We start from the raw sequence: 25,320 nt of genomic DNA on the forward strand, positions 1-25,320 counted from the left end.
GATTTCTGCCAAAATGCTATTTTTTGGCTTTAAAATTTTGCAAATATAAGATTTAATAGCTCTTGCGCGAAGTAAAAATGTTCAATAATATAATTTTAGACATATCCAATGAAATTTTTAAACATTTTATTAATTTTTTGTTAAAAAACATTACTTTTATAAAACTAGTCAACAAAAACAAACCAAAAAAACCACTCATTATGAAAAAGATTGCATTATTACTATTTCTGCTGAATTCAGCGTTTCTCTTTGCACAGAAAGAGGTCTCGGGTATTGTAAAAGACAAATCTGGCGCACCGCTTCCTGGTGTAAATATTTTAGAAAAAGGCACTTCAAATGGCGTTTCTACAGATTTTGAAGGCAGCTACAAAATAAAGGTAAAAGAAGGCGCAACTTTAATCTTTAGTTACGTTGGATTTTCAACAGTAGAAAAACCAGTTTCTAGCAATAAATTAGACATTACCTTAGGCGAAAGCGAAGGACAAGTTTTAAATGATGTTGTGGTTACAGGATCTAGAAGCACTAAAAGAACCGTTGTAAATTCTGCCGTTCCTATTGACGTTATTAGTGTAAAAGACGTGACAACACAAAGCGGTAAAATCGAAATCAATCAGCTACTCCAATATGTTGCACCATCTTTTAATGCCAATAAACAATCAGGTTCGGATGGTGCCGATCACGTAGATCCAGCTTCTTTGAGAGGTATGGGACCAGACCAAACCTTAGTTTTGATTAACGGAAAAAGAAGGCATCAATCTTCTCTAATTAACTTATTTGGAACAAGAGGGCGCGGGAATACAGGAACAGATTTGAATGCAATTCCAGCCGCTTCTATTAAAAGAATTGAGATTTTGCGCGACGGTGCTTCGGCACAATATGGTTCTGATGCCATTGCTGGAGTTATCAATATCATAACAAACGACAACGTAGATGAATTAACAGGTTCTGTAACTTATGGTGTTTTTAATACTCATGCACAAGGCGAATTTCTTCCAGGAACACCAAACACAAAAGGATACCGATTAGATCAACATGGAAACGGAAATTCGTACGGAAAAGATCAGGATTTTGACGGTGGTTCTGTAAGAGTTGCGGCTAATTATGGAGTAGCATTAGGAACTAAAGGCGGTTATGCAAACTTTACAGGTGAGTTTTTAAACAAAAATAAAACGCTTAGACCCGCTTATGATTTCAGAAAAGGTTTTGGAGATGCGAGCATGCATGGTGTCAATTTGTTTGCTAATTTCTCTGTTCCAATTGCAGACAAAACAGAGTTTTATGCTTTTGGAGGAAGCAATTTTAGAGACACTGATGCTTACGCCTTTACTAGAAATGATGGTGAAAGAGTGGTAGAATCGGTTTATCCGGGTGGTTATACGCCAAGAATTACTTCAAAAATTAATGATAACTCAATTGCTGCCGGAATCAAAACAGAATCTTCTGGAGGATGGAAATTTGATTTAAGCAACACTTTTGGGAAAAATAAATTCCAATATGATATTAAAGGAACAATTAACGCATCATTGGAAGAAAAATCTCCTCATGAATTTGATGCTGGAGGACATAGTTTGCTTCAAAACACTACTAATTTTGATATTTCTAAAAACTATGATAGTGTTTTAGAAGGTTTTAATATTGCTTTTGGAACTGAATTTAGAGTAGAAAAATTTGAGATTTTTGCAGGAGAAGAAGGCTCTTATGCTACTTACGATACCAACGGAAAACCTATAACGGATCCAAGTACTCAAAGTCCGCCAACAATTCCTAATCCAGATTACGACCCAACAGATCCGAACTCTTCACCAACAATACCAAGACCAGGAGGTTCGCAAGGTTTTCCTGGCTATAGTCCAGCAAATGAAGTAAACAAAAGCCGCACAAACTTCTCTTTATATGCCGATGGGGAATTGGACGTTACAAAAGCCTGGTTGGTTAGCGGAGCTTTGCGTTTTGAAAATTACAGTGATTTTGGAAGCACTTTAAATGGAAAATTAGCCTCAAGATTGAAACTTGGCAACCACTTTAATTTGAGAGGTTCGGTAAGTACAGGTTTCCGCGCTCCATCATTGGCTCAAATTTATTACAATTTACGTTTTACCAATTTTAACGCAAGCGGTGCAACCGAAGTTTTACTGGCACCAAACGACAGCGAAGTTACCAGAGCTTTTGGAATCAGTAAATTAAATGAAGAAAAAGCAGTAAATGCGTCTCTAGGTTTTACTGCAACTTATGGAGATTTTACTGCGACAATTGACGGTTATTACATTCAAGTAAAAGATCGTATTGTACTTACTGGATATTTTGACGCAAGCTCTTTAAATCTTGGCGTTTCTGAAGCACAATTTTTTGCCAATGGCGTTGATACCAGCACACATGGTCTTGACGTGGTTCTCTCTTGGAAAAAAGGATTCGATTTTGGCCATCTTAGCGCAACTTTGGTTGGAAATGTTAATGACATGAAAATTAACAAAGTCAAAAACGGCAACCTAGATGAAGCTACTTTCTTCGGAAAACGTGAAAAAGCCTTTTTATTAGCTTCTGCACCAGACAATAAATTTGGTTTAAACCTAAATTATAATAAGAACAAGTTTGATGCAGGATTAGCTTTTACTCGTTTCAGTAGAGTTGTTTTGGTTGATTATGCCGATGAAGATGACGTTTACAATCCGAAAGTGGTAACCGATTTAACTCTTGGATACCAATTTACTAAAAGCTTAAAACTGACTATTGGAAGCAACAACTTGTTTAATATCTATCCAACAAAACAAGATGAGCAAGGAAACACAGAAGCTGGAGGTTATTGGGATGCCGTACAAATGGGATTTAGCGGTGCTTACTACTATGCCAGACTTGGATTTAATTTTTAATTATGATCATAAGGAGCTTCGACTCCGCTCAGCCTGATAAACATTATAAGAACAAAAAAATCCTGAGTATAATGCTCAGGATTTTTTCTTCTATTTATTTAATTACAATTTAAACTCTAAAGATGTGATGATGGCTTTTTCCTCATCTGTTGCTGTAAACCCTGAAACATCCCAATAATTGGTCAAGATTTTATTTTTCTTATTAAACAGAGATTTTTCCTTGAAAACATCACTTTCATTATACGTGAAATTTTGTTTGTTGAAACCCGTTGTAACGAAACTGTTTCTTACTTGAACATTTTTGGTTTTGTCTTTTAAAACCACATCATAACCAATTTCCTCATTAGAACTCAACACATAATAATCGGTTCCATCCCATCTGTAATTTACTTTTACAAAAGATTTTGTTAAGTTTTTTTCGCCTTCTTTTGTTTTTTCTTCCACTTTATCAAGAGTTGCAGGCGTAGTTGAAATCGTAAATTCTACAATAATCTTTTTCAAAGGATCATAAATGATTTCGAAATTATCAATTGCTTCTTTGGCTTTATCCAACGGAACAACTGTCATTATGTAGTAATCTTTGTTTTTCGAATGTCCTTTTATTGTAAAATCATATGATTTTTTTGACTTCGAATCTAATAATGGATCAAAATATTTAAAATTCGAGTAATTCTCCATTATATTATTCAGATTATAGCCCTTTAAATCGGCGCTTACATCTGCTTCTAATAATCCGTAAGAGCGATTTTGCTCAACTAATAAAGTGGTTGCATTATTATTTTTATCAAATTGAAAATTTACCAACCCATCATTATAATACGTATACTGATTGTCGAGCATAAAAAACTCTCTCACATATACTTTCTGTCTATGGGAAACACTAATCTTCTTAGTAGAATTGTTAACTAATTTCTGCAGTATTTTTTCGGGAGATTCCTTAGATAAAACTACTTCATCTAATTTATTGTTTTTACTCTTTAAATAAATAACAAATTTTTGATCTCCATTTAAAGAAGTCCAGCGTACAGTCACATCTTCATAATTAGTTTCAGAAACCTGCACATTAGATCCCCCAGTCAGCATAAAAGTGACTTTCCCTTCTTCATTGCTCAGTAAAATCTGCTGGGTTTTCATTATTTTAACCGTAGCGTTTTGTATTGGCTCTAAGGTTTCTATATCCCTAACAATAATAGAATACTCTTCGCTTTGTGCAAAAACGCTTACATAGTTGAGTAAAACAACAAATAAAAGTAGCAATCTCTTCATAGGCATTGTTATTTTTTCAACTAAAGTATTATTTTTTTAACAATAAAGCAACAGCTAAAAATAAAACATTAGCTATCAATAAAGTACCCTTTGCAAATACCTGAAAACAAAGCAAAAAAAATCCTGAACCAAAAGGCTCAGGATTATATTTTAAACAGATAGAAAAATTATTCAGCATGCAAAAATGCTTGTCTCTGCAATAAAGTTTCTTCGTCTTCAACGTGATTATCATCTGGTACACAACAGTCAACAGGACAAACAGCAGCACACTGCGGCTCATCATGAAAACCTTTACATTCTGTACATTTTCCTGGAACTATATAGTAGATTTCATCAGAGATTGGAGTCTGCGCATCATCGGCGTCAACTTCAGTTCCGTCAGGTAATACAATTTTTCCAGAAAGACTTGTTCCGTCTTTATATCTCCAATCATCTGCTCCTTCATATATTGCTGTATTTGGGCACTCTGGTTCGCAAGCCCCGCAATTGATGCATTCGTCAGTTATAATTATTGCCATCTTTTTTAGTCTTAAAGTTAAAAGTCATAAAGTCTAAAGTCATAAAGTCTAAAGTCATAAAATTTGAAAGTATTAAAACAAAAGTATTAAAGTCTTTTTCGGCTTTGGACTTTCGACTTTCGACTTTCGACTTTTGTCTTTCGACTTAATTATGCTTATTTTTGTGCAAAATTACAATCAAAACAATTCATAAGCAAACATTATGACATTAGAAACAAAAAAAAGTGTTTTTGTTGAATTAGGAAAATTTTTAAGTCAGTTTTCTGAAAGCGCTTCTGCGCAAAAATCTGACGTTTTATATAATGACATCTTTTTTGATGATTTCGAAAATCTAATTCGCCTTTCGCAATCTCATAACGGATGGTATACTCCTGAACAGGTATATTTCTCCATACAGTCATGGGCCGAAGCGCTAACGGCAGAAAATATAGACAAATGGCTTTCGGCTTATTCCTTCGACTTCGCTCAGGATGACGAAAATGGAAAAACTGTCGCTTTAATTCTAGCTGGAAATATTCCATTAGTCGGTTTCCATGATTTTTTATCTGTAATCATTACAGGAAATAAAGCTTTAATAAAAACTTCTTCAAACGATCAGCATTTATTGCCGTTTTTGGCTAAATATTTAATTGCTGTTGATGAAAATTTGAAAGAAAGCATCACTTTCGTGGAAGGAAAACTAGAAAACTTCGATGCTGTAATCGCAACAGGAAGCAATAATACTTCTCGTTATTTTGAATATTATTTTAAAGACAAGCCTTCTATTATTCGTAAAAACAGAAATTCGGCTGCGATTTTAACCGGAAAAGAAACCAGTGAAGAACTAGAGGCACTTGGCGAAGATATTTTTAGATATTTTGGTTTAGGATGCCGAAATGTTTCTAAACTTTTCATTCCGAAAGACTACTCTTTTGAGGCATTTTTTCAAGCTATCTTCAAATACCAAGATGTTATTCATTATGAAAAATACGCTAATAATTATGACTATAATAAAGCGGTATTTTTAATGAGTAATTTCAAATTATTAGACAACGGATTCTTGACTTTAAAAGAAGATTCAAGTTACGCTTCACCTATTTCGAGCGTCTTTTATGAATACTACGAAAACCTTGAAGACCTTAAAAAACGCCTTCAGGAAGACACAGATCAAATTCAGTGCATTGTTAGCAGTAATTTAACCACAAATAGTACAGCGTTTGGAGAAACCCAAAAACCTCAATTGTGGGATTACGCAGATAATGTCGATACTATAACGTTTTTGTTAACAACAAAGTAATAAATTGTTTAATTATTTCGAATATTTTAACGCTTTTTCGGCTCTGATTACCGAAATTTGCATCTTTAAAATTTTCGACTATTAACAACAACCATGAAAAAACACAACTACAGCGCAGGACCAAGTATTTTACCTCAGGAAGTTTTTGAGAAGGCATCTAAAGCAATTTTAAATTTTAATGATTCAGGGTTATCTATCCTTGAAATCTCGCACCGAAGCAAAGATTTCGTTGCAGTTATGGAGGAAGCTCGTTCCCTTGCTTTAGAATTATTAGGTCTTCAAGGAAAAGGTTATCAGGCTTTATTTTTACAAGGTGGTGCCAGTACAGCATTCTTAATGGCTCCTTACAACTTAATGAAAGAAAACGGAAAAGCAGCTTATTTAGACTCGGGAACGTGGGCAACTGCGGCGATTAAAGAGGCTAAACTTTTCGGTGAAACTGTTGTCGTAGCTTCTTCAAAAGAAGACAATTATACTTATGTTCCAAAAGGTTACGAAATTCCAGCTGATGCTGATTATTTCCACTGCACAAGTAACAATACCATCTTTGGAACGCAAATGAAAGAATTCCCATCAACAAATGTTCCTGTTGTATGCGATATGAGTTCTGATATTTTTTCACGTCAATTAGATTTCTCTAAATTTGACTTAATCTATGCTGGAGCTCAAAAAAATATGGGACCTGCTGGAACTACTTTAGTAGTGGTAAAAGAAGAAATCTTAGGCAAAAACGGAAGAACTATTCCTAGCATGCTAGATTACGCTAAACACATTAAAGGAGAAAGTATGTACAATACTCCACCTGTATTTGCTGTTTATGTTTCTCTTCTAACTTTACAATGGATTAAAGAAAAAGGCGGAATCGCTGCTGTTGAAAAATTAAACAATGCTAAAGCAGAATTACTTTACGCAGAAATCGACAGAAACCCATTGTTCAAAGGTGCTGCAAAAGTAGAAGATCGTTCTAATATGAACGTTACTTTCTTATTGAACAACCCAGAGCACACAGAAACTTTTGACGCTTTATGGAAAGCTGCAAACATTTCTGGATTGCCAGGACACCGTTCTGTTGGTGGCTACAGAGCTTCTATCTACAACGCTATGCCAATTGAAAGCGTTCAGGTTTTAGTTGATGTAATGAAAGCATTAGAAACTAAAGTTTAGTTTTCAGCCTCTCACAGTTTACAAAAAAAGAAAAATCAAATAGTTGGTGATCGATTAAATAAATAAACGATTTAACGATTAACCAAATAAAACAAAATAAATACAATGAAAGTATTAGCAAATGACGGAATTTCTAAAAGCGGAATTCTAGCCTTAGAAAAAGGTGGTTTTGAAGTTATCACGACAAAAGTAGCTCAAGAACAAGTAGCTAACTATATAAATGACAACAATATTGACGTAATTTTAGTTCGTAGTGCAACTAAAGTTCGTAAAGATATTATCGATGCTTGTCCTGGAATCAAAATCATCGGTCGTGGTGGTGTTGGTATGGATAATATTGATGTAGATTACGCAAAAAGCAAAGGGATTCATGTAATTAATACTCCAGCTTCATCTTCAGAATCTGTTGCTGAATTAGTATTCGGACACTTATTCTCTGGTGTACGTTTTTTACATGACTCTAACAGAAATATGCCTCTTGAAGGAGATTCAAACTTTGACGGTTTGAAAAAAGCTTACGCTAACGGAACTGAATTAAGAGGAAAAACTTTAGGTATTGTTGGTATTGGTCGTATCGGACAAGCTACTGCAAAAATGGCTCTTGGTCTTGGAATGAAAGTTATCGCTGCTGATAGCTTTATCCCTCAAGTTGATGTAAAAGTTGAATTTTTCGACGGACAGTCAATCACAACTACAATCGTTTCTCAATCTTTAGAATCTTTATTTAAAGAAGCTGATTTCATCACATTACACGTTCCTGCTCAAGATGGTTACATTATTGGAGAAAAAGAACTTGAAATCATGAAAGACGGAGTTGGAATCGTAAACTGTGCGCGTGGTGGCGTTATTGATGAAGTAGCGTTAGTAAAAGCTTTGGATTCAGGAAAAGTTGCTTTTGCTGGTTTAGACGTTTTTGAAAGCGAGCCAAAACCAGAAATGGCAATCTTAATGCACTCAAAAATCTCTTTAACTCCACATATCGGAGCTGCTACAGGAGAAGCACAAGACAGAATTGGTACTGAATTAGCATCACAAATTATTACTTTGTTAAGCTAAGTAATTAAAAAATAGATTATCTTTAAAGGGATTTACTACTTATTTGTAGTAAATCCCTTTCTTTTTTATTAATTTTGACGTGTAATTTTAAACCCTAAATATCATGTTTGAACAATTAACCCAATTAGTACAGCAATACGGAGGCGATGCTGTGGTAAACAATAGCGCTGTCCCAAACGAACATAATGAAGCCGTAATAAGCGAAACAAGCAATTCTATTTTTGAGGGATTAAAAAAGATTGTTTCTGAAGGCGGAACCGATCAAATTGCCGGATTATTTAATGGCACCACTCCTATCGATAGCTCAAATCCTGTTGTACAGCAAATTCAACAGCAATTAACGGGAAGTCTTGGAGAGAAATTCGGATTGAGCAGTGCAGATTCAAGCGGAGTTGCTTCCAACTTGATTCCTCAGATTTTAGGTTCTTTAGTGAATAAAGCAAAAGATCCAAACGACAGCAGTTTTCAAATCTCAGACATTATAAATTCAATCTCAGGAAACAGCGGACAAGCTTCTGGAATAATGGATACCATTTCTAAATACGGAATGCAATTTGGCCTAGACCAAAACAACGACGGAAAAGTTGACGTTGCAGACGTACTAGTAGTTACAAAAAGCAAAGGAGGAATCGCAGGATTCATCGGGAAGTTGTTTGGGAGCAAATAAAGATACTAAGATACTAAGCTTCTGAGATGCTAAGTTTTTTTATACACATATTCTAAAGTGGTTTGCTATGCAAACCACTTTTTTTTATACAAGAAATTCAAAACCTTAGAAACTTAGCATCTCAGAAGCTTAGAATCTTAGAAGGATGTTAAACCCCATCCTCTTTTCATCAAATATTCGTAAATTTAAGACATGAAAAAAGGCATTTCCATATTAATTGTTTTATTTACCATTATTGCGTGTTCTACAGCTTCTAAGAATATTGCGAGCACTGATGTTGCTACAAACAAAAAAGGAAGTGATACTGTCAGAATTGCAAATGATTCTTTAGAATACGAAGTCATTATTATCGATAACGGATTTTCAAACTGGCTTGCCTCTCGCGCCTATCCGCGAAACTATCACTCTTTGCAATATCTTGAAAACAAAAACAATCTGTATGTAACCGAATGGAATAATCGTGTCTTACAGCCGCAACGCTACAATCCGAATTTGTACGAAATGTCTATTGACTACCGCCCAGATATTCATTACGGCTACGAAGTAAATTACTTAATTTACAATTACATGATTTATTTTCAAAATACTTACAAACAAAAGCTTTGGGGTTATGTTCCGTCAAGATAATATGCTATATTTGTAATCATTACAAATAGCATGGACAGATTAAAAAAACGTTGGGGAATCAACTCCAATTTACAAGCCATAATTATCATTATCGTTTTTGCCATTACTGGATCGGCATCTGCGTGGCTGTCTAAACCTTTTTGCGTTTGGCTAGGAATTACAAAAGAAGATTTTGGAGGCTGGTTTACGCTCATACGCCTTATCATTATCTTCCCTATCTATCAAGTATTATTGGTTGCTATCGGAACTGTTTTTGGACAGTTTAAATTCTTTTGGAACTTCGAAAAGAAAATGCTTAAAAATATGGGACTTGGTTTTTTATTTAAGAACTAATTTGCTTCTATATTTTACAGCTCTTTTTACTTTTTCTGAAAAAAATAAGTATAAATCCAAGTCAAAGTAAAAGACGGAATCACATCTGTAAAAGGCAATATTTCTTCTAGAAAAGTTAAAACACCTGCAACCTTCCCTACTCTTCCCTTATACATTCTGGCCATAATTATAGCAGCAATAGGTGCCCAAACTACATCTGAAAACTCACCTAAAAACGGAATCGAAAACGAAATCATACCAATTCCGTCCAAAACCAACCCAATAAGCAGTTTTGACATTCTATTATCTTCTACAATTTCTAAATCTTGCATAACACATTCATTTTTAAGTTAATCGAAATTAAAAATTATTCCTGAAACTCCATTATTTCTTTTCTAAATTTAATTTCCATGATTCCCATATCAATTTACGTACCGATTTTAGATTTTAGATTTTAAAAATCGCTCCACTTTTTTTGGAATTTGGAATTTCTATTTTGGAATTTCACAATTGACTTTTGATATTGATATTGAGTTTTGTAATTTGATATTGATTATAATCTTCGTTTCTTTGTAAAAACAGTTTCATTACATGATACACGCAAAAAACATACATAAATTCTACGACAAACTTGAAGTTTTAAAGGGAGTCGATTTACATATTAAAAAAGGAGAAATTGTTTCTATCGTTGGCGCTTCGGGCGCTGGAAAAACAACTTTACTTCAAATTTTAGGAACTTTAGACAAACCCGATCACAATCCAGATTCGTCTTTAACTATTAATGGAAAGAACGTTTTGGAGTTGCAAAACATCAAAAACGACAACTCCAACCAAGAAAAAGCATTCAAAATCATTACTTGGCTAGGAGCGCTTTATTTCGTTTTATTGGCTGTTTTTGTGTTATTTTTTAGAAGTAAAATAGAAAACGATATTTTTGGTTATGGCACTTGGGCAGTAATACTTACACCTACTATTCTATTACTTTTTTACTACAACCGCTATTTCAAAAGGAAAAGCAAACAAGACAAAGTTTTATCCGATTTTAGGAATTTAAACTTAGGATTCATTTTTCAGTTTCATCAGCTTTTGCCTGAGTTTACAGCGCTAGAAAACGTTTGTATCCCAGCCCATATCGCAGGTAAAAAAACAGCTGAAACCGAAGAAGAAGCCAAAAAACTTTTAAGTTATCTCGGCCTTTCGCACAGAATTAATCATAAACCAAGCGAACTTTCGGGCGGAGAACAGCAGCGTGTGGCAGTTGCGAGAGCTTTAATCAATAAACCAGATGTCATTTTTGCCGACGAACCTTCTGGAAACTTAGACACACATTCTGCCGAAAACCTGCATCAATTATTTTTCCAGCTTCGAGACGAGTTCGGACAAACTTTTGTCATTGTAACACACAACGAAGAATTGGCCAACATGGCCGATAGAAAATTAGTGATGGTCGACGGACAGATTAGTAATTCGGATTATTAGGAGCTATTTCCTGCTGTCCTTCCAATCTTTTATGCCGAACCCCGGCATAAAAGGATTTTCCCTCCCATCAGGGCTAGGGCACTCCAATACATAAGAAGATTTCATTTCAAATGAACCAAAAAGAACTCAAAGAATTTCTAGACGAAAAAGTCATTCAATATAACAACCAGGATTTTATAGAAAGTGACCCTGTGCAGATTCCGCATCTCTTTACCCAAAAAGAAGATATCGAAATCGCAGGTTTCTTAAGCGCATCTATTGCTTGGGGAAACCGTAAAATGATTATCAAAAATTCGCATAAAATGATGGAATTAATGGGCAACACGCCTTACGATTTCGTGATGTCACATTCAGATGAAGATTTGGCAAGACTGGAAACTTTTGTGCACAGAACTTTCAACGGACATGATTTTGCTGGTTTCATAAAAGGCTTGAATAACATTTATAAAAACCACAACGGACTGGAAGCTGTTTTTGCTAAAAATCAAGAAAAAGACAGTTTACAAAAAAGCATTAGCGAATTCAAAAAGATATTCTTTGAAACAGATCATTTAGCGAGAACACAGAAACATATTTCAGATCCGTTAAACAATTCCGCAGCAAAAAGAATCAACATGTACCTACGTTGGATGGTGCGCGAAGATGCAAAAGGAGTAGATTTAGGAATCTGGAAAAGCATTTCTCCTTCTGTTTTATCTTGTCCGCTAGACGTTCATTCTGGAAATGTAGCGCGCAAACTCGGAATTCTTTCGCGAAAGCAAAATGATGCCAAAGCTTTACTGGAATTAGACACCAAATTAAGAAAAATGGATGCTCAAGATCCTGTAAAATATGATTTTGCTTTGTTCGGATTGGGTGTTTTTGAAGGGTTTTAATATTGAAAATTAAATAGTTAGATTAATAAATTATCAGATGATTTTAAGAATTTGATAAACAAACCATGAATTTAACGTACATTTGCACAAAATTTAAAGCAAATGAGCACTTTCGAAAAATTTAATCTTCCAAAATCATTACAAAAAGCAGTTGACGAATTAGGATTTGTTACGCCTACTCCTATTCAAGAAAAATCTTTTTCTGTAATCATGTCTGGACGTGATATGATGGGAATTGCACAAACCGGAACCGGTAAAACATTTGCTTACTTACTGCCTCTTTTAAAGCTTTATAAATTTACTCATACCAATACGCCAAAAATTGTAATCCTGGTTCCAACTCGTGAATTAGTGGTTCAGGTTGTGGAAGAAGTAGAAAAGCTGACGAAATATATGTCGGTTAAAACGCTTGGGATTTACGGAGGTGTAAACATCAATACTCAAAAGAAAGCCGTTTACGAAGGTGTCGACATTTTAGTTGGAACTCCAGGTCGTACAATGGATTTAGCGCTTGATGCAGTTGTTCGTTTTGACGAAACTCAAAAACTAGTAATCGACGAGTTTGACGAAATGCTGAATTTAGGTTTCAGACCGCAGCTGACTTCTCTTTTTGCCATGATGAAAACCAAACGTCAAAACATTTTGTTCTCTGCAACGATGACAGATGAAGTTGACGATTTATTAAATGATTATTTCGATTTTCCAGAAGAAATTACATTAGCTCCATCAGGAACTCCATTAGAAAAAATTACACAGCTTACTTATAACGTTCCGAATTTTAATACCAAGGTAAACCTTTTAAAGCATTTACTCGAAAACGACGAAACCATGAGTCGTATTTTGGTTTTCGTAAACAACAAAAAGATTTCAGATATGCTTTTCAATCGCATCGATGAGCTTTTTGATGGACAATTTGGTGTAATTCACTCGAACAAATCTCAGAATTACCGTTTGAGTACAATGGCTGAATTCCAAGAAGGAAATCTTCGCGGTTTAATCACAACCGACGTTATGGCGAGAGGTTTGGATATTTCGAATATTACTCATGTAATCAACTTCGAACTTCCAGAAGAACCAGAATTGTACATGCACAGAATTGGTCGTACTGGTCGTGCCGATGCAACAGGAACCGCAATTAGTTTTGTGACTCCAAGAGAAGAAGAATTCAAAATTGCAACCGAACTTTTAATGGACCAAGAGCTTGAAATTGCTGATTTCCCTGAAGAAGTTGAAATCTCTGAAAAGCTAATCGAAGCTGAAAAAGACAAGTTGCCAAGAAAGTTTTTACTGAAAAAACCAAAACTAGAAGGTGATGGCGCTTTTCACGAAAAATCAAAAAAGAACCAAAAAGTCAATCTTGGTGGCCCATCAAAAACAAAAAAGAAAACTCATGGTTCTGTCAACAGAAATATGTTGAAGACGAGAAATGAGAAGAAGAAGAAAAAATAACTATTTTGTAAGTCACAAAGGTTCAAAGCGACAAAGTGACAAAGTATAAAAAAGGCTCAAAGCACAGTTCTAAACTGTCACTTTGAGCCTTTGTCACTTTGTTACTTTGTATCTCTAAAAAATTAAATTTTCGTAAAAACCAACCCCACTGGCGAACACAACTGTATTCTTCTTCCTGTATCTGTTAATTTTCCTGTTGCGGTATCTCTTTTAAAAATAACTATATCGTTAGTATATTGATGGCCTACTAAAACGTAGTTTCCTGTTGGGTCAATAGCAAAATCTCTTGGGCCTTTTCCTAATGTGCTTTGCTGTTCCACTAGTTCCAAAGCTCCGGTTTTAAGGATTTTATATACTGAAATGGCATTGGCATCTACACGATCGGTAAGGTATAAAAAGTTTCCGTCAGGCGAAAGTTTGATTGCTGCTGCTCCTGTTCCTCCTTTGAAATCTTTCGCAAGAATACTTGTTTCTGCTACTACTTTTAAACTTCCTGTTTTATCCCAGCTCAAAGTCGTTAAAGTTCCGTCTAATTCTTGCACCAAATACACAAATTTTCCGTCTTTGCTAAAAGTTAAATGTCTTGGTCCGCTTCCTGGTTTTACATCAACACTTCCTTTTAAAGTCAGAATTTCATTTTTAGATGTTGGATTGTATTTATAAATAAACACTTTATCTAAACCTAAATCATTCGAAAGCACAAACTTTTTATCTGGAGAAAAAACAACCATATGCACATGCGCTTTTTCCTGACGCGCCGCATTTGGCCCTTTCCCTTCGTGTTGAATCAACTGTTGCACTTCTGTAATACTTCCATCAGGATTTTTCTTAAAAACCGCGATGCTTCCACCAGAATAATTGGCTGCAATTACATTTTTGTCATCATTGATTAAATGGCACGGATCTGCTCCTAAAGCATCATTTTTATTCAAAAGATTGATTTTTCCCGATTGTGAATCGTATGAAAAAGAACTTACAGTACTTTGTGTTCCGTTTTCGTTTACCGCATAAATAAACTTATTATCTGCAGAAACAGATAGGTAACTTGGACTTACAATACTCTCAGAAGAATTCTTTAGTTTATAATCGCCTGTAGAAGCATCAAATTCATACACATAAATACCATTGCTTTGGCAAGTATTGGTGTAAGTTCCAACTAATAAATTGAATTTATTCTGTGCTTTTACAGCTGTTACCGATAAAGCTGAAAACAAGACTAGATATATTTTCCTCATAATTTGTTTTTTAGAATTAGCTAAAATAAGCAATATATTAATTTGTAACAGTCGCTTTGTTACAAGAAATTACAAAAGTTACATTCTTTTTCACCATTTAAGTTTCAAACTCCAAATCTAAAATTCCAAATTCCAAAATTCTCACTTTCGACTTTCGACTTTTGACTTTTGACTTTCCATAAAATGAACTTATATGGTTTAATATATTTTTAATTCGTATTTTTGACCTGCATCTTCGCGAAAAACAAAACGTAGTGAAGTAAATCGAAGCCAGAATGCACTTTAAACATCCCGAAATTCTATATTTTCTGTTTTTATTGATCGTTCCAATTTTGGTTCACTTATTTCAATTAAGACGATTTAAAACTTCTTATTTCACCAATGTTCGATTCTTAAAAGAACTTGCTATCCAGACTCGTAAGAGTTCTAAAATCAAAAAACGTCTTTTATTGGCTACACGTTTGCTATTGCTCACTTGCGCTATTATCGCGTTTGCACAACCTTTTTTTGAAGCTGCTGATAGCAAAAACGCATCAAACGAAATGTATATTGTGCTGGACAATTCATTTAGTATGCAGGCAAAAGGTAAAAAGGGCGAATTATTAAAAAGAGCCGTGCAAGAATTGCTTGAAAACACTCCAGAAAACACTCCATTTTCACTTTTGACGAACACTGAAAATTTTTGGAATACTGATATTAAATCGTCTAAAAGCGCCTTACAAAACTTAAAATATAGTCCCTCTTCTTTTGATCTTTCTGCCATTACAGCCAAAATTAAAGCTCACAAATCGGCTCACAAAAAAGATATTGTCATTATTACAGATGCCGTTGGTTTAAAAGAATCTGCCGTTAAAACTCTAGATTTTGAAGAAAAACCATACTTCATAGTTCCAGAAGCAGAACAAAAAAACAATGTTTCGATTGACAGCGTTTATATCAATCAGACTTTAGAAAACTTCTACGAAATCGGTATTAATTTATCGGCTTATGGCGAAGATTTCAAACCAGTTTCAACGGCACTTTACAATCAAAACAAACTGATTGCCAAAACAATCGTCAATTTTGATTCGAAGAAAAAGAAAATCAACTTCACGATTCCGAAAGAAGCTTTTCATGGTTATGTGGCCATTGAAGATAACGGTTTGACTTATGACAACAAATTGTTTTTTAGCATTTCTAAAAACAAAAAAACAAACGTTATCAGCATTGGCGAACCTGAAAAAAGCAATTTCTTATCCAGAATTTATACTTCTGGCGAATTCAATTACAACAACTATTCGATTAGTGCTCTAGATTACAACAGTTTAGAAAAACAAAATACGATTATTCTAAACGAATTAACTGATATTCCACAAGCCTTACAGACTACCTTAAAAGCTTTTGTTGCCAAAGGAGGAAATTTAGTTGTTATTCCTTCTGAGAAAACATCTCTTTCAAGTTTAAATGCTTTATTGGGCAATTTTGGGAAAATCCAATTCGGGAATTTAGAAACCAACAGTAAATTAATCACTAAAATTAATTTCGACCATCCTTTGTTTTCAGGAGTTTTTGAAAACAAAATCACGAATTTCCAATATCCGAAAGTAAACAGTTCTTTTGCCGTTTCGAGTCCGTATCCGGCTGTACTTTCTTTTGAAGATCAGATTGCTTTTGTAACTTCTGTCCAAAATCCAATTTCAGGAATAACAGTTTTTACAGCTCCAATTAATAGTGCCAATTCCAACTTCCAGCAATCACCTTTGATTGTTCCGTTGTTTTATAAAATTGCTCAAAACAATCAAAAAACGGGTGTAAATGCGCTAACAATTGGAAACAATCAGCCTTATTTTGCGGATGTTTTATTGACTAAAGATGCAATTTTGGAAGTAAAAGGAACAGACGATTCTTTTATTCCGATTCAGCAGATTTTAAATAATAAAGTCAAATTAACCTTCAACGATTTCCCTGAAACTGCTGGAAATTACAGCATTTTTGACAAAAAAGAATGGGTTGAAAATATCAGTTTTAATTACAAAAGAACCGAAAGCGACTTGAGTCAGGTAAATACCAATGTAGTTTCTGATTTCAAAACTGCCGACACCATTTCGACCATTTTTAATACCTTACAAACAGAACGAACCGACAGCCAAATTTGGAAATGGTTTGTTATCTTTGCACTGTTATTTTTAGTATTAGAAATGGCGATTATAAAATTTGTAAAATGATTTTTTTTCACCGTTAAGGCATTAAGATTATTAAGTTTTTTTCTTTATGATCTTATTTTAAATGTCCAGAGAATTAAGTTCCTCGCTTTATGAACTTAATTTCTTAATGGTAGAAAATAAAAAACATTTAATGTTTGATAAAATAAATATCTTAAATATGAAACTAATCATCAAAAGCGCCAAAATTATCGACTCAAAAAGTCCGTTTCACAATCAGACCGTTGATCTTTTAATTGCAGATGGTGTAATAGAAAAAATTGGGGTCTCTCTTCCAAACGACGATGCAGAAGTGGTACGATTTGATGATCTTCATGTTTCTCAAGGATGGTTTGACAGCAGCGTTTCTCTTGGAGAGCCTGGTTACGAAGATAGAGAAACGATAGCAAACGGTTTGAATGTTGCAGCAAAAAGCGGATTTACAGCAATTGCTTTACAACCCAATTCGTTGCCAATTATTGACAATCAGTCTCAGGTTAATTTTGTAAAAAATAAAGCAAATGGCTTTGCCACAGAAATTTTCCCAATCGGCGCTTTAACAAAAGCGAGCGAAGGAAAAGATATGGCCGAACTTTTTGATATGAAAAATGCTGGAGCCATTGCTTTTGGAGATTACAACAAAAGCATCGACAATGCTAATATCTTGAAAATCGCTTTACAATATGTACAAGATTTCGACGGATTGGTAATTGCTTATTCACAAGACCCGAACATTAAAGGAAATGGCGTTGCAAACGAAGGAATTGTTTCTACAAGGTTAGGTTTAAAAGGAATCCCAAATCTAGCCGAAGAACTTCAAATTTCAAGAAACTTGTTTTTACTAGAATATACAGGCGGAAAACTTCACATTCCGACTATTTCTACGGCAAAATCGGTTGAATTAATTAGAGAAGCGAAAGCAAAAGGACTAAAGTTAACTTGTAGTGCATCTGTACATCATTTGGTTTTAACCGATGAAAAACTTGATGGCTTTGACACTCGTTTTAAAGTGACGCCGCCATTAAGAACAGAAGTTGATAGACAAGCTTTATTAAACGGAATCGCTGATGGAACTATCGACTTGATTACTTCAGATCACAACCCGATTGATATTGAATTCAAAAAAATGGAATTTGATACGGCTAAAAATGGAACTATCGGTTTAGAAAGTGCTTTTGGAGCTTTATTAACGGTTTTACCTGTGGAAACTATTGTAGCAAAATTAACGGCCGCAAGAACTATATTCGGCTTAGAAAACAATACAATTCAAGAAGGAGCCAAAGCAAATATCACTTTGTTTACAACTGAAGGAAAATCAACTTTTACAAAAGAAAACATTCTTTCAAAATCTAAAAATTCTGCTTTCTTAGGAACTGAAATTAAAGGTTCTGTGTATGGAATTCTAAATCAAAATCAACTAGTTACAAAATAATACAAATGAACAATTCAGTCGAAGAAGGAAAATCAATTGCAATTACAAGTTACATTTTAATCATTGGTGTTTTGATCGCCATGAGCATGAACTCTGAAAATAAAAACAGTTTTGCTTCTTTTCATATCCGTCAAGCCTTAGGTTTGTCTTTAACTTTTATCTCCTTTGGAGCCATCATCAGTAATTTCGATAGTTTTTTCATCACCTTCCCAATGTGGATTTGTATTTCAATTCTATGGACTTTTGGTATTTTTAATGCCATTCAAGGACAAATGAGACCAATTCCTTTGGTTGGGGAATTGTTTCAAAAATGGTTTAAAAAGATTGGTTAATCTCTTAAATCTCAATTTTTAAATTCCAAATTCCAAACTTGGAACTTGAAACGTGAAACTAAAAAAAAACTCACAATCAACAATTAAAATGAATCTATCTTTAGAATATAAAATAAGAGAACCAAAAGTAATTTTAGATAAAAATCCGTTATTGCTTTTATTGCACGGATACGGCAGCAACGAAGCCGATTTATTCTCTTTTGCTTCTGAACTTCCAGACAACTATTATATCATTTCTGCAAGAGCACCTTACGATTTGCAATATGGTGCTTACGCTTGGTACGCCATCAACTTTGATGCCGATCAAAATAAATTTTCAGATAACGAGCAAGCTAAAACGTCAAGAGACAAAATCGCTTCTTTTATTGATGAATTAGTAGCAAATTATCCTATCGATGCTAATAATGTCACTTTAATCGGATTCAGTCAAGGATCGATTTTAAGCTACGCAACAGCACTTTCTTATCCAGAAAAAATTCAGCGAGTAGTTGCCATGAGCGGTTATTTCAACGAAGAAATTATCAAAGAAGGATTTGAAAATAACGATTTCAAAAACCTTAAAATATTCGCTTCCCACGGAACTGTAGATCAAGTAATTCCAATTGAATGGGCAAGAAAGACTCCAGCAATTTTAGAAAAATTAAACATCCCTGCGGTTTACAAAGAATATCCTGTTGGACATGGAGTTACACCTCAGAATTTCTTTGATTTTAAGAATTGGCTGATTGGCTAGTATTCAGTCGCAGTTTTTAACTAAATCCTTTGTAATAAAATGAGTATTTCAAAACTTGATAACCCAGCATTAATTTTAATTGATATCCAAAAAGGTTTTCATGACGTTGCTTACTGGGGCGGAGATCGAAATAATATTGACGCCGAACAAAAAGCAGGCGAACTTTTAGAAATCTGGAGAGCTAAAAAACTGCCTATTTTTCATATACAGCATTGTTCTTCAAATCCAAATTCGATTTTAAGCGAAACAAATCCGGGAAATGAATTTCAGGATGTTATAAAACCTCTTGAAAGCGAAATCATTATCAAAAAGAATGTCAACAGCGCTTTTATTGGAACGAACTTGAAAGAGTTAATTGACAATGCTAAGATCGCCAATCTTGTAATTGTAGGTTTAACTACAGATCACTGTGTTTCTACTACAACGAGAATGGCTGGAAATTTTGGTTACAATGTTTACCTTGTTTCTGATGCAACGGCAACTTTCAACAAAAAAGGTCTAAACGGAGAAGATTTCTCAGCCGAAATCATACATCAAACTGCTCTAGCAAGTTTAAACGAAGAGTTTGCTCAAGTAGTAAATACTGCGTTTATTAAAGAGATTATTTAGTAGTATTCAGTATTTAGAATTTTAGTATTCAGTTTTGTATGCAAACTTAGAGCTTTATCAAAGTTTCACGTTTATCATTTACAGCCCAAACTGAGCACTAATATTCTGAACACTGAACATTAAAAATTACTGTCCCGTATAAAGAATATCTTTTCCTTTCTTAAGTACATATCCTCTCCATGGAATTAACTGCCAATCGCCGTTAACCCAAGGTTCATCTTCAGATTTTCTTTCTAAAATAATGGATTCTTTTTGGGTATCTAAGAAAAGCTCTGCTTTATTTCCGTCAAAAATTACGTAAGATACAGTTGTATACTTTTTTCCATCGTCGGAATGCGATAGTTTTGTTCCTTCAAAAATTCGTACGCATTCTTTTTTAAGCGTTGACCAAGTATAGCCAGCCGAAGCTTTACATCCGTGAGAATCAGAATCGCCGCCTACAATGGTTTCTTTTTTCGGCTCTTTTGGAGTTGTGTTTACATTTTCCTGCGAAACTTTCTTAGCACAAGAAATGGCACTTGCCATAATCAAAAACAAAAACATCTTTTTCATAATCCTATTTATTTAAAGTCAAAAAAAAATAGGATTATAAAATCCTATTTTTGATATAACCAAGTTTGATTTACTTCAAATGTAATATTATCGTCGTTATCTACAAAATATTTTAACAAGACTTCTCCCCACAATTCTCCATTACTATAATCTGCAATGATCCATCTATGGTTTAAAATTTTCACTTTGTTGATGATGAATTTCTTTCCGTCAATCATATCCTGTCCTGTATAAGGATTCCCTTTTGGATTAGAATTGAAATCTAATAACTTTTCTGTTACAACTGGAATCAGTTTTTCATACAAAATCACTTTTCCTCCAGAAGCACTGTTATCAAAGTAATTCTGAGCATTTTCGTTATGTTCTAAAGAAAAATAATCAGCATCAGCTAATTTAGTTTTCACGATGTTTATGCTGTCTCTTAACTTCTTAGTTGTTTTTTCATATCTCTGTTCTGCAAATTTTACTTCGCCGCTGTAAAACGCATAAGTAAAGACATTCATCAAAATGGCAAGAATAAAAAGATAAAGCATTAATGATTTTTTCATTGTGGGTATAATTAAATTGTAATTTCTAAATTGTCGTAAGCCAAGAAAACATTTTCAGGAAGTGTTTTCTGCACTTCTTCGTGAAAACCTAAAACATGACTAATGTGCGTTAAATACGCTTTTTCTGGTTTAACTAGATTAATAAAATCGAGTGCTTCTTGCAGATTAAAGTGTGTATTATGAGGTTCAACGCGCAAAGCATTTACAACCAAAACTTTTAATCCTTTCAGTTTTTCAACTTCAACTTGTTCGATTGTTTTCACATCGGTTAAATAGGCAAAATCATCAATTCGATATCCAAAAACCTGAAGGTCGCCATGCATAACATTTATTGGAATTGCCATTTTATCTCCTACGGCAAAAGGCGCATTGTTTTGCACTTCAATTGTTTTTACGCTTGGAGCGCCTGGATATTTATTTACTGTTTCAAAAACATAGTCAAAACGGCGTCTTAAATTGTCCAAAACACGTTTATGCCCGTAAATCGGAATTTCGCCCTGTCTAAAATTAAACGGACGTATATCGTCTAATCCAGCGGTATGATCTGCATGTTCGTGCGTAAAGAGAATGGCATCCAGTTTTCGGCATCCGCAAGAAAGCATTTGCTGTCTGAAATCGGGACCACAATCTACTACATAAGAATGCTCCTCCCATGTTATCCAAATGGACACACGAAGTCTTTTATCCTTAGCATCAGTGCTTTTGCAAACTGGATGATCGATTCCGATAATTGGAATGCCCTGAGAAGTACCTGTACCTAAAAAATAAACCTTCAATTGAACTTAATTTTTTTACAAAAATAGGATTATTTCTCTTTCATTAGAAGCCTAATTTACTAACTTTGTAACAAATCTATTTAAAACAAAATGGGTACAGAAATAAAACTCAAAGGTGACAAGGTCATCGAACAGATTCCTTCTATAAAAGACAAAGCTTTACGCATTAATTTAAACGAAAATATTTACGGGACATTTGCTGAGATTGGCGCTGGACAAGAGACAGTTAGACACTTTTTCAGATCGGGAGGTTCGTCGGGAACTATTGCAAAAGCGATGTCTGCCTATGATAAAGATTTTAGTGATGCCATTTATGGAACCGAAACTGACGGAAGATATGTTACCGAAGAGCGACTAAAAAAAATGCTTACTCATGAAGGGCAAATCATCGAAGAGCGTTTAAGCCGTGAAAAACACCCTACAAAACTTTTTTTCAGTTACGCCAATACGGTTGCTACAATAGATTTTGCCAAACAATTTAAAGGTCACGGTTGGGTTGGAATTCGTTACCAAATTGAACCAGACGAAGCTTACAACGAAATTATCTTACACATTCGTTTTAAAGAAACCGATGCAAGATTACAACAAGAAACACTTGGTATTTTAGGAGTTAACTTAATTTACGGTGCTTTTTACAAATACAACGACCCAAAACGATTACTTCGTTATTTATACGATCACTTAGACAAAGATCAATTAGAGATCGACACCATTAACTTTTCTGGACCACGTTTTGCTGATGTAGACAATCGTTTGATGAGTTTGCAATTGGTTAAAAACGGAATGACAGATGCGGTAATGTTTAACCCTGAAGGAAAAAACATTCTTCCAGCCGCTATTTTATACAAAAAGAATCTTCTAGCTTTAAGAGGAAGCTTCCGTCCTGTTACTAAGGTAAATATGGATATGTATGAGAAGTCATTAGAAATGTTTCTCAAAGAAAATAAAGTTGAAAAAGACAATACGCTTGTTATTTTTGAAATCACGCTTTCGAATTTACGTTCAGATGGTGAAATTGACGAACGTGACTTTATGGACAGAGCCGAATTGCTTGGTTCTCTTGGCCAAACAGTTATGATTTCTAACTTCCAAGAATATTATAAAGTCGTAGAATACTTTGCTAATTATACCAAAGCTCGTATGGGATTGGCAATGGGTGTAAATAACCTAGTTGATATTTTTGACGAGAAATACTATCGCCACTTAAGCGGAGGAATTTTGGAAGCTTTCGGAAAATTATTCTACCGAGATATGAAAGTTTTCTTGTACCCAATGCTTGACGATGATGGTTCGTTAATGAATTCTAACAACTTGAAAGTTCACCCGAGAATGAAAGAATTATACAAATTCTTCAAATTCAATGGAAAAGTGGTTGATATTGAAGACTATGATCCGAAAATCCTGGATGTTTTCTCTAGAGAAGTCTTAAAAATGATCAACCAAGGCCAAAAAGGATGGGAACCAATGCTTCCGTCTGGTATTGCAGAAATCATAAAAGAACATCATCTCTTTGGATATCATCCACAGACAGAATTAGAACAAAATAAATAATAAAAAGTCCCAGAAAAAGGGACTTTTTTTTGTTTCAGGTTTTTTCTTGTTTCAAGTTTCACGTTTCAGGTTTCAAGTTATTGTTGGAGCGGATATTTTTTAACGCAAAGCACGCTAAGTTTTTTTTTTGAGCCAAACTTTAAAAAATGCAAAGTTCGCAAAGCTTTGCGAACTTTGCGCGTTTCAGCACAAACAAGAACAAAATCCTAGCGTGCTTTGCGGTAAAACTAAACATCAAGTAAAACAACATGAAACATGAAACATGAAACAAAAAAGCAAAAAAAACTATTTCAATATCTGCGAAGCGTGCTCTTTAGTTTTTACGTTTTCGATTACTTCTTCTATAATTCCTTTTTCGTCGATAACAAAAGTAGTTCTGTGAATTCCATCGTATTCTCTACCCATGAATTTCTTTGGTCCCCAAACTCCAAACGCAGTGATCACCGATTTGTCTTCATCTGCCAATAAAGGAAAAGGCAATTCGTATTTTTCTTTAAATTTTACTTGCGCTTTTTGACTGTCGGCACTTACTCCAAGAAGCTCATAATTATTGGCTTGAAAACGGTGAAAATTATCTCTAAGATCACAAGCTTCGGCTGTACAACCTGGCGTGCTTGCCTTTGGATAAAAGAAAACCACTATTTTTTTTCCAGCGTAATCTGCCAGTTTATGTGTTTTTCCGTCTTGGTCTATTCCTGAAAAATTTGGCGCTTTATCTCCTGCTTTTAATGTTGTCATATCTTTTATTTTAAATTGTTGATTTTAGATTTTAGATTATTACTTTCGATTATTGATCTCAACAAAGATAACTCATAACTCATAATTCATAACTTAAATCCCATAACTTCTTTTCGCCCCAGATTGCAGTGAAAACCCCGGAATTATGATAGTTAACATTTTTTGTATTTAAAAAGCGACCGAAGGAAGCTCTTTTAAATACTTAAAAATGTAACTAGCATAATGAGGAGTTGAAACGGAAAGCTGGATTAGGCGCATCATTAAATTTATACTATTTTTACAGCTTTAAAACTACGAAAATGAATAAAGAAGCTCGCGTACAATTTGTTATCGACACCTTAAAAGAACTTTACCCTACTATACCTGTTCCCTTAGATCATAAAGACCCTTATACGCTTCTAATTGCTGTTTTATTGTCTGCACAATGCACCGATGTTCGTGTGAACCAGATTACCCCGCTTTTATTTGCAAAGGCTGACAACCCTTACGATATGGTTAAAATGTCGATAGAAGAAATTAAGGAAATTATACGTCCGTGCGGTTTGTCTCCAATGAAATCGAAAGGAATTCACGGTTTATCTGAAATTTTAATCGAAAAACATAACGGAGAAGTTCCGCAAAGTTTTGAAGCACTTGAAGCTTTGCCTGCTGTTGGGCACAAAACAGCAAGTGTGGTAATGTCACAGGCTTTTGGTGTTCCTGCCTTTCCTGTAGACACGCATATTCACCGCCTGATGCACAGATGGAATTTATCTAACGGAAAAAATGTGGCGCAGACTGAAAAAGATGCTAAAAGATTATTCCCAAGAGAATTATGGAACGATTTGCACTTACAAATTATTTGGTATGGTCGAGAATATTCGCCTGCTAGAGGATGGAGTCTCGAAAAAGATATTATCACACGAACGATTGGTAAAAAATCACTTATTGAAGAGATGGAAAAATCGTTGGTAAAAAAATAAAGCACAAAGATCAAAAATCTTTGTGCTTTATGTGCCAATTAGAAAATTAGATAATGTGTTTAAAATCTAGAAATTTTCTAATTTTCTAATTATCTAATTGTCTAATTATCTAATTG

At 34.4% G+C, this 25,320-nt stretch carries 24 protein-coding genes and 2 pseudogenes; 18 read left to right on the forward strand and 8 right to left on the reverse strand.

Going from position 1 to position 25,320, the window contains the following annotated elements; all coding sequences use genetic code 11:
- The first annotated feature begins 200 nt into the window (after positions 1–200).
- Complete coding sequence (locus J7574_RS15285; RefSeq protein WP_290970222.1) at positions 201–2,867, forward strand: TonB-dependent receptor; 2,667 nt, start codon at positions 201–203, stop codon at positions 2,865–2,867.
- A 102-nt stretch (positions 2,868–2,969) separates the two neighbouring features.
- On the opposite strand, the gene J7574_RS15290 is transcribed toward J7574_RS15285, so the two are convergent.
- Together J7574_RS15290 and J7574_RS15295 are read right to left on the reverse strand one after the other, a co-directional pair.
- Positions 2,970–4,133, reverse strand: coding sequence for a hypothetical protein (locus J7574_RS15290; protein WP_290970224.1), 1,164 nt, complete (start codon positions 4,131–4,133; stop codon positions 2,970–2,972).
- A gap of 167 nt (positions 4,134–4,300) precedes the next feature.
- Complete coding sequence (locus tag J7574_RS15295) at positions 4,301–4,651, reverse strand: 4Fe-4S dicluster domain-containing protein (protein WP_008462559.1); 351 nt, start codon at positions 4,649–4,651, stop codon at positions 4,301–4,303.
- A gap of 202 nt (positions 4,652–4,853) precedes the next feature.
- On the opposite strand from J7574_RS15295, the gene J7574_RS15300 reads away from it, so the two are divergent.
- The 6 genes from J7574_RS15300 (at position 4,854) to J7574_RS15325 (ending at position 9,774) form a co-directional block, all read left to right on the forward strand.
- Positions 4,854–5,927, forward strand: coding sequence for an acyl-CoA reductase (locus J7574_RS15300; protein ID WP_290970230.1), 1,074 nt, complete (start codon positions 4,854–4,856; stop codon positions 5,925–5,927).
- A gap of 93 nt (positions 5,928–6,020) precedes the next feature.
- The gene (gene serC, locus J7574_RS15305) at positions 6,021–7,091 is read left to right on the forward strand and encodes a 3-phosphoserine/phosphohydroxythreonine transaminase (RefSeq protein ID WP_290970233.1); all 1,071 of its coding nucleotides are present in this window, start codon (positions 6,021–6,023) and stop codon (positions 7,089–7,091) included.
- Positions 7,092–7,196: 105 nt separating this feature from the next.
- Positions 7,197–8,147 carry a D-2-hydroxyacid dehydrogenase gene (locus J7574_RS15310; protein ID WP_260669435.1) on the forward strand — a complete coding sequence of 317 codons (951 nt, stop codon included), beginning with the start codon at positions 7,197–7,199 and terminating at the stop codon, positions 8,145–8,147.
- Positions 8,148–8,250: 103 nt separating this feature from the next.
- Positions 8,251–8,814 (forward strand): DUF937 domain-containing protein, encoded by a 564-nt coding sequence (locus tag J7574_RS15315; protein ID WP_290970240.1) that lies wholly within the window; start codon positions 8,251–8,253, stop codon positions 8,812–8,814.
- Between the two features lie 192 nt (positions 8,815–9,006).
- Positions 9,007–9,441: a DUF6146 family protein gene (locus tag J7574_RS15320; RefSeq protein ID WP_290970242.1), complete on the forward strand. Its 435-nt coding sequence runs from the start codon at positions 9,007–9,009 to the stop codon at positions 9,439–9,441.
- 30 nt (positions 9,442–9,471) lie between these two features.
- Entirely contained in the window at positions 9,472–9,774 is a 303-nt protein-coding gene (locus tag J7574_RS15325) for a DUF6787 family protein (RefSeq protein ID WP_290970246.1), read from the forward strand.
- 26 nt (positions 9,775–9,800) lie between these two features.
- Here J7574_RS15325 and J7574_RS15330 read toward each other — a convergent pair whose 3' ends face one another.
- Positions 9,801–10,085: a hypothetical protein gene (locus tag J7574_RS15330; protein ID WP_290970248.1), complete on the reverse strand. Its 285-nt coding sequence runs from the start codon at positions 10,083–10,085 to the stop codon at positions 9,801–9,803.
- Positions 10,086–10,344: 259 nt separating this feature from the next.
- On the opposite strand from J7574_RS15330, the pseudogene J7574_RS15335 reads away from it, so the two are divergent.
- From J7574_RS15335 to J7574_RS15350, 4 genes and pseudogenes are all read left to right on the forward strand, one after another.
- Positions 10,345–10,551: pseudogene (locus J7574_RS15335) on the forward strand (ATP-binding cassette domain-containing protein); the annotation flags it as partial.
- A gap of 225 nt (positions 10,552–10,776) precedes the next feature.
- Positions 10,777–11,232, forward strand: a pseudogene (locus J7574_RS15340) (ABC transporter ATP-binding protein); the annotation flags it as partial.
- Positions 11,233–11,342: 110 nt separating this feature from the next.
- Positions 11,343–12,107 carry a TIGR02757 family protein gene (locus J7574_RS15345; RefSeq protein WP_290970249.1) on the forward strand — a complete coding sequence of 255 codons (765 nt, stop codon included), beginning with the start codon at positions 11,343–11,345 and terminating at the stop codon, positions 12,105–12,107.
- Between the two features lie 102 nt (positions 12,108–12,209).
- Positions 12,210–13,556, forward strand: a complete 1,347-nt coding sequence (locus J7574_RS15350) for a DEAD/DEAH box helicase (RefSeq protein ID WP_290970250.1) — start codon at positions 12,210–12,212, stop codon at positions 13,554–13,556.
- Positions 13,557–13,678: 122 nt separating this feature from the next.
- Here the strand turns inward: J7574_RS15350 and J7574_RS15355 are convergent, their stop codons facing one another.
- Positions 13,679–14,791 (reverse strand): lactonase family protein, encoded by a 1,113-nt coding sequence (locus J7574_RS15355; protein WP_290970252.1) that lies wholly within the window; start codon positions 14,789–14,791, stop codon positions 13,679–13,681.
- A gap of 275 nt (positions 14,792–15,066) precedes the next feature.
- On the opposite strand from J7574_RS15355, the gene J7574_RS15360 reads away from it, so the two are divergent.
- From J7574_RS15360 to J7574_RS15380, 5 genes are all read left to right on the forward strand, one after another.
- Positions 15,067–16,995: a BatA and WFA domain-containing protein gene (locus tag J7574_RS15360; protein WP_290970254.1), complete on the forward strand. Its 1,929-nt coding sequence runs from the start codon at positions 15,067–15,069 to the stop codon at positions 16,993–16,995.
- 157 nt (positions 16,996–17,152) lie between these two features.
- Positions 17,153–18,403 carry a dihydroorotase family protein gene (locus J7574_RS15365; protein WP_290970256.1) on the forward strand — a complete coding sequence of 417 codons (1,251 nt, stop codon included), beginning with the start codon at positions 17,153–17,155 and terminating at the stop codon, positions 18,401–18,403.
- A gap of 5 nt (positions 18,404–18,408) precedes the next feature.
- A complete protein-coding gene (locus J7574_RS15370) occupies positions 18,409–18,735 on the forward strand; it encodes a hypothetical protein (RefSeq protein WP_207296994.1) in 327 nt (108 codons plus the stop codon).
- A gap of 88 nt (positions 18,736–18,823) precedes the next feature.
- Entirely contained in the window at positions 18,824–19,468 is a 645-nt protein-coding gene (locus tag J7574_RS15375; RefSeq protein ID WP_290970261.1) for an alpha/beta fold hydrolase, read from the forward strand.
- Between the two features lie 39 nt (positions 19,469–19,507).
- Positions 19,508–20,077: a cysteine hydrolase family protein gene (locus J7574_RS15380; protein ID WP_290970264.1), complete on the forward strand. Its 570-nt coding sequence runs from the start codon at positions 19,508–19,510 to the stop codon at positions 20,075–20,077.
- A gap of 126 nt (positions 20,078–20,203) precedes the next feature.
- Here the strand turns inward: J7574_RS15380 and J7574_RS15385 are convergent, their stop codons facing one another.
- The 3 genes from J7574_RS15385 to J7574_RS15395 are packed head-to-tail and all read right to left on the reverse strand — an operon-like array spanning position 20,204 to position 21,953.
- Positions 20,204–20,629: a hypothetical protein gene (locus tag J7574_RS15385; RefSeq protein WP_290970267.1), complete on the reverse strand. Its 426-nt coding sequence runs from the start codon at positions 20,627–20,629 to the stop codon at positions 20,204–20,206.
- Positions 20,630–20,673: 44 nt separating this feature from the next.
- Entirely contained in the window at positions 20,674–21,177 is a 504-nt protein-coding gene (locus J7574_RS15390) for a hypothetical protein (protein WP_290970269.1), read from the reverse strand.
- An 11-nt stretch (positions 21,178–21,188) separates the two neighbouring features.
- Complete coding sequence (locus J7574_RS15395; RefSeq protein WP_290970272.1) at positions 21,189–21,953, reverse strand: MBL fold metallo-hydrolase; 765 nt, start codon at positions 21,951–21,953, stop codon at positions 21,189–21,191.
- 90 nt (positions 21,954–22,043) lie between these two features.
- Between J7574_RS15395 and J7574_RS15400 the strand changes: the two genes are divergently transcribed.
- Complete coding sequence (locus J7574_RS15400; protein WP_290970275.1) at positions 22,044–23,504, forward strand: TonB-dependent receptor; 1,461 nt, start codon at positions 22,044–22,046, stop codon at positions 23,502–23,504.
- 285 nt (positions 23,505–23,789) lie between these two features.
- Here the strand turns inward: J7574_RS15400 and bcp are convergent, their stop codons facing one another.
- Positions 23,790–24,242 (reverse strand): thioredoxin-dependent thiol peroxidase, encoded by a 453-nt coding sequence (bcp, locus tag J7574_RS15405; RefSeq protein ID WP_290970278.1) that lies wholly within the window; start codon positions 24,240–24,242, stop codon positions 23,790–23,792.
- A 299-nt stretch (positions 24,243–24,541) separates the two neighbouring features.
- On the opposite strand from bcp, the gene nth reads away from it, so the two are divergent.
- The gene (gene nth, locus J7574_RS15410; RefSeq protein WP_290970281.1) at positions 24,542–25,204 is read left to right on the forward strand and encodes an endonuclease III; all 663 of its coding nucleotides are present in this window, start codon (positions 24,542–24,544) and stop codon (positions 25,202–25,204) included.
- Positions 25,205–25,320 lie beyond the last annotated feature (116 nt).

The organism is Flavobacterium sp., assembly GCF_017744675.1.
Taxonomy (GTDB): Bacteria; Bacteroidota; Bacteroidia; order Flavobacteriales; family Flavobacteriaceae; genus Flavobacterium.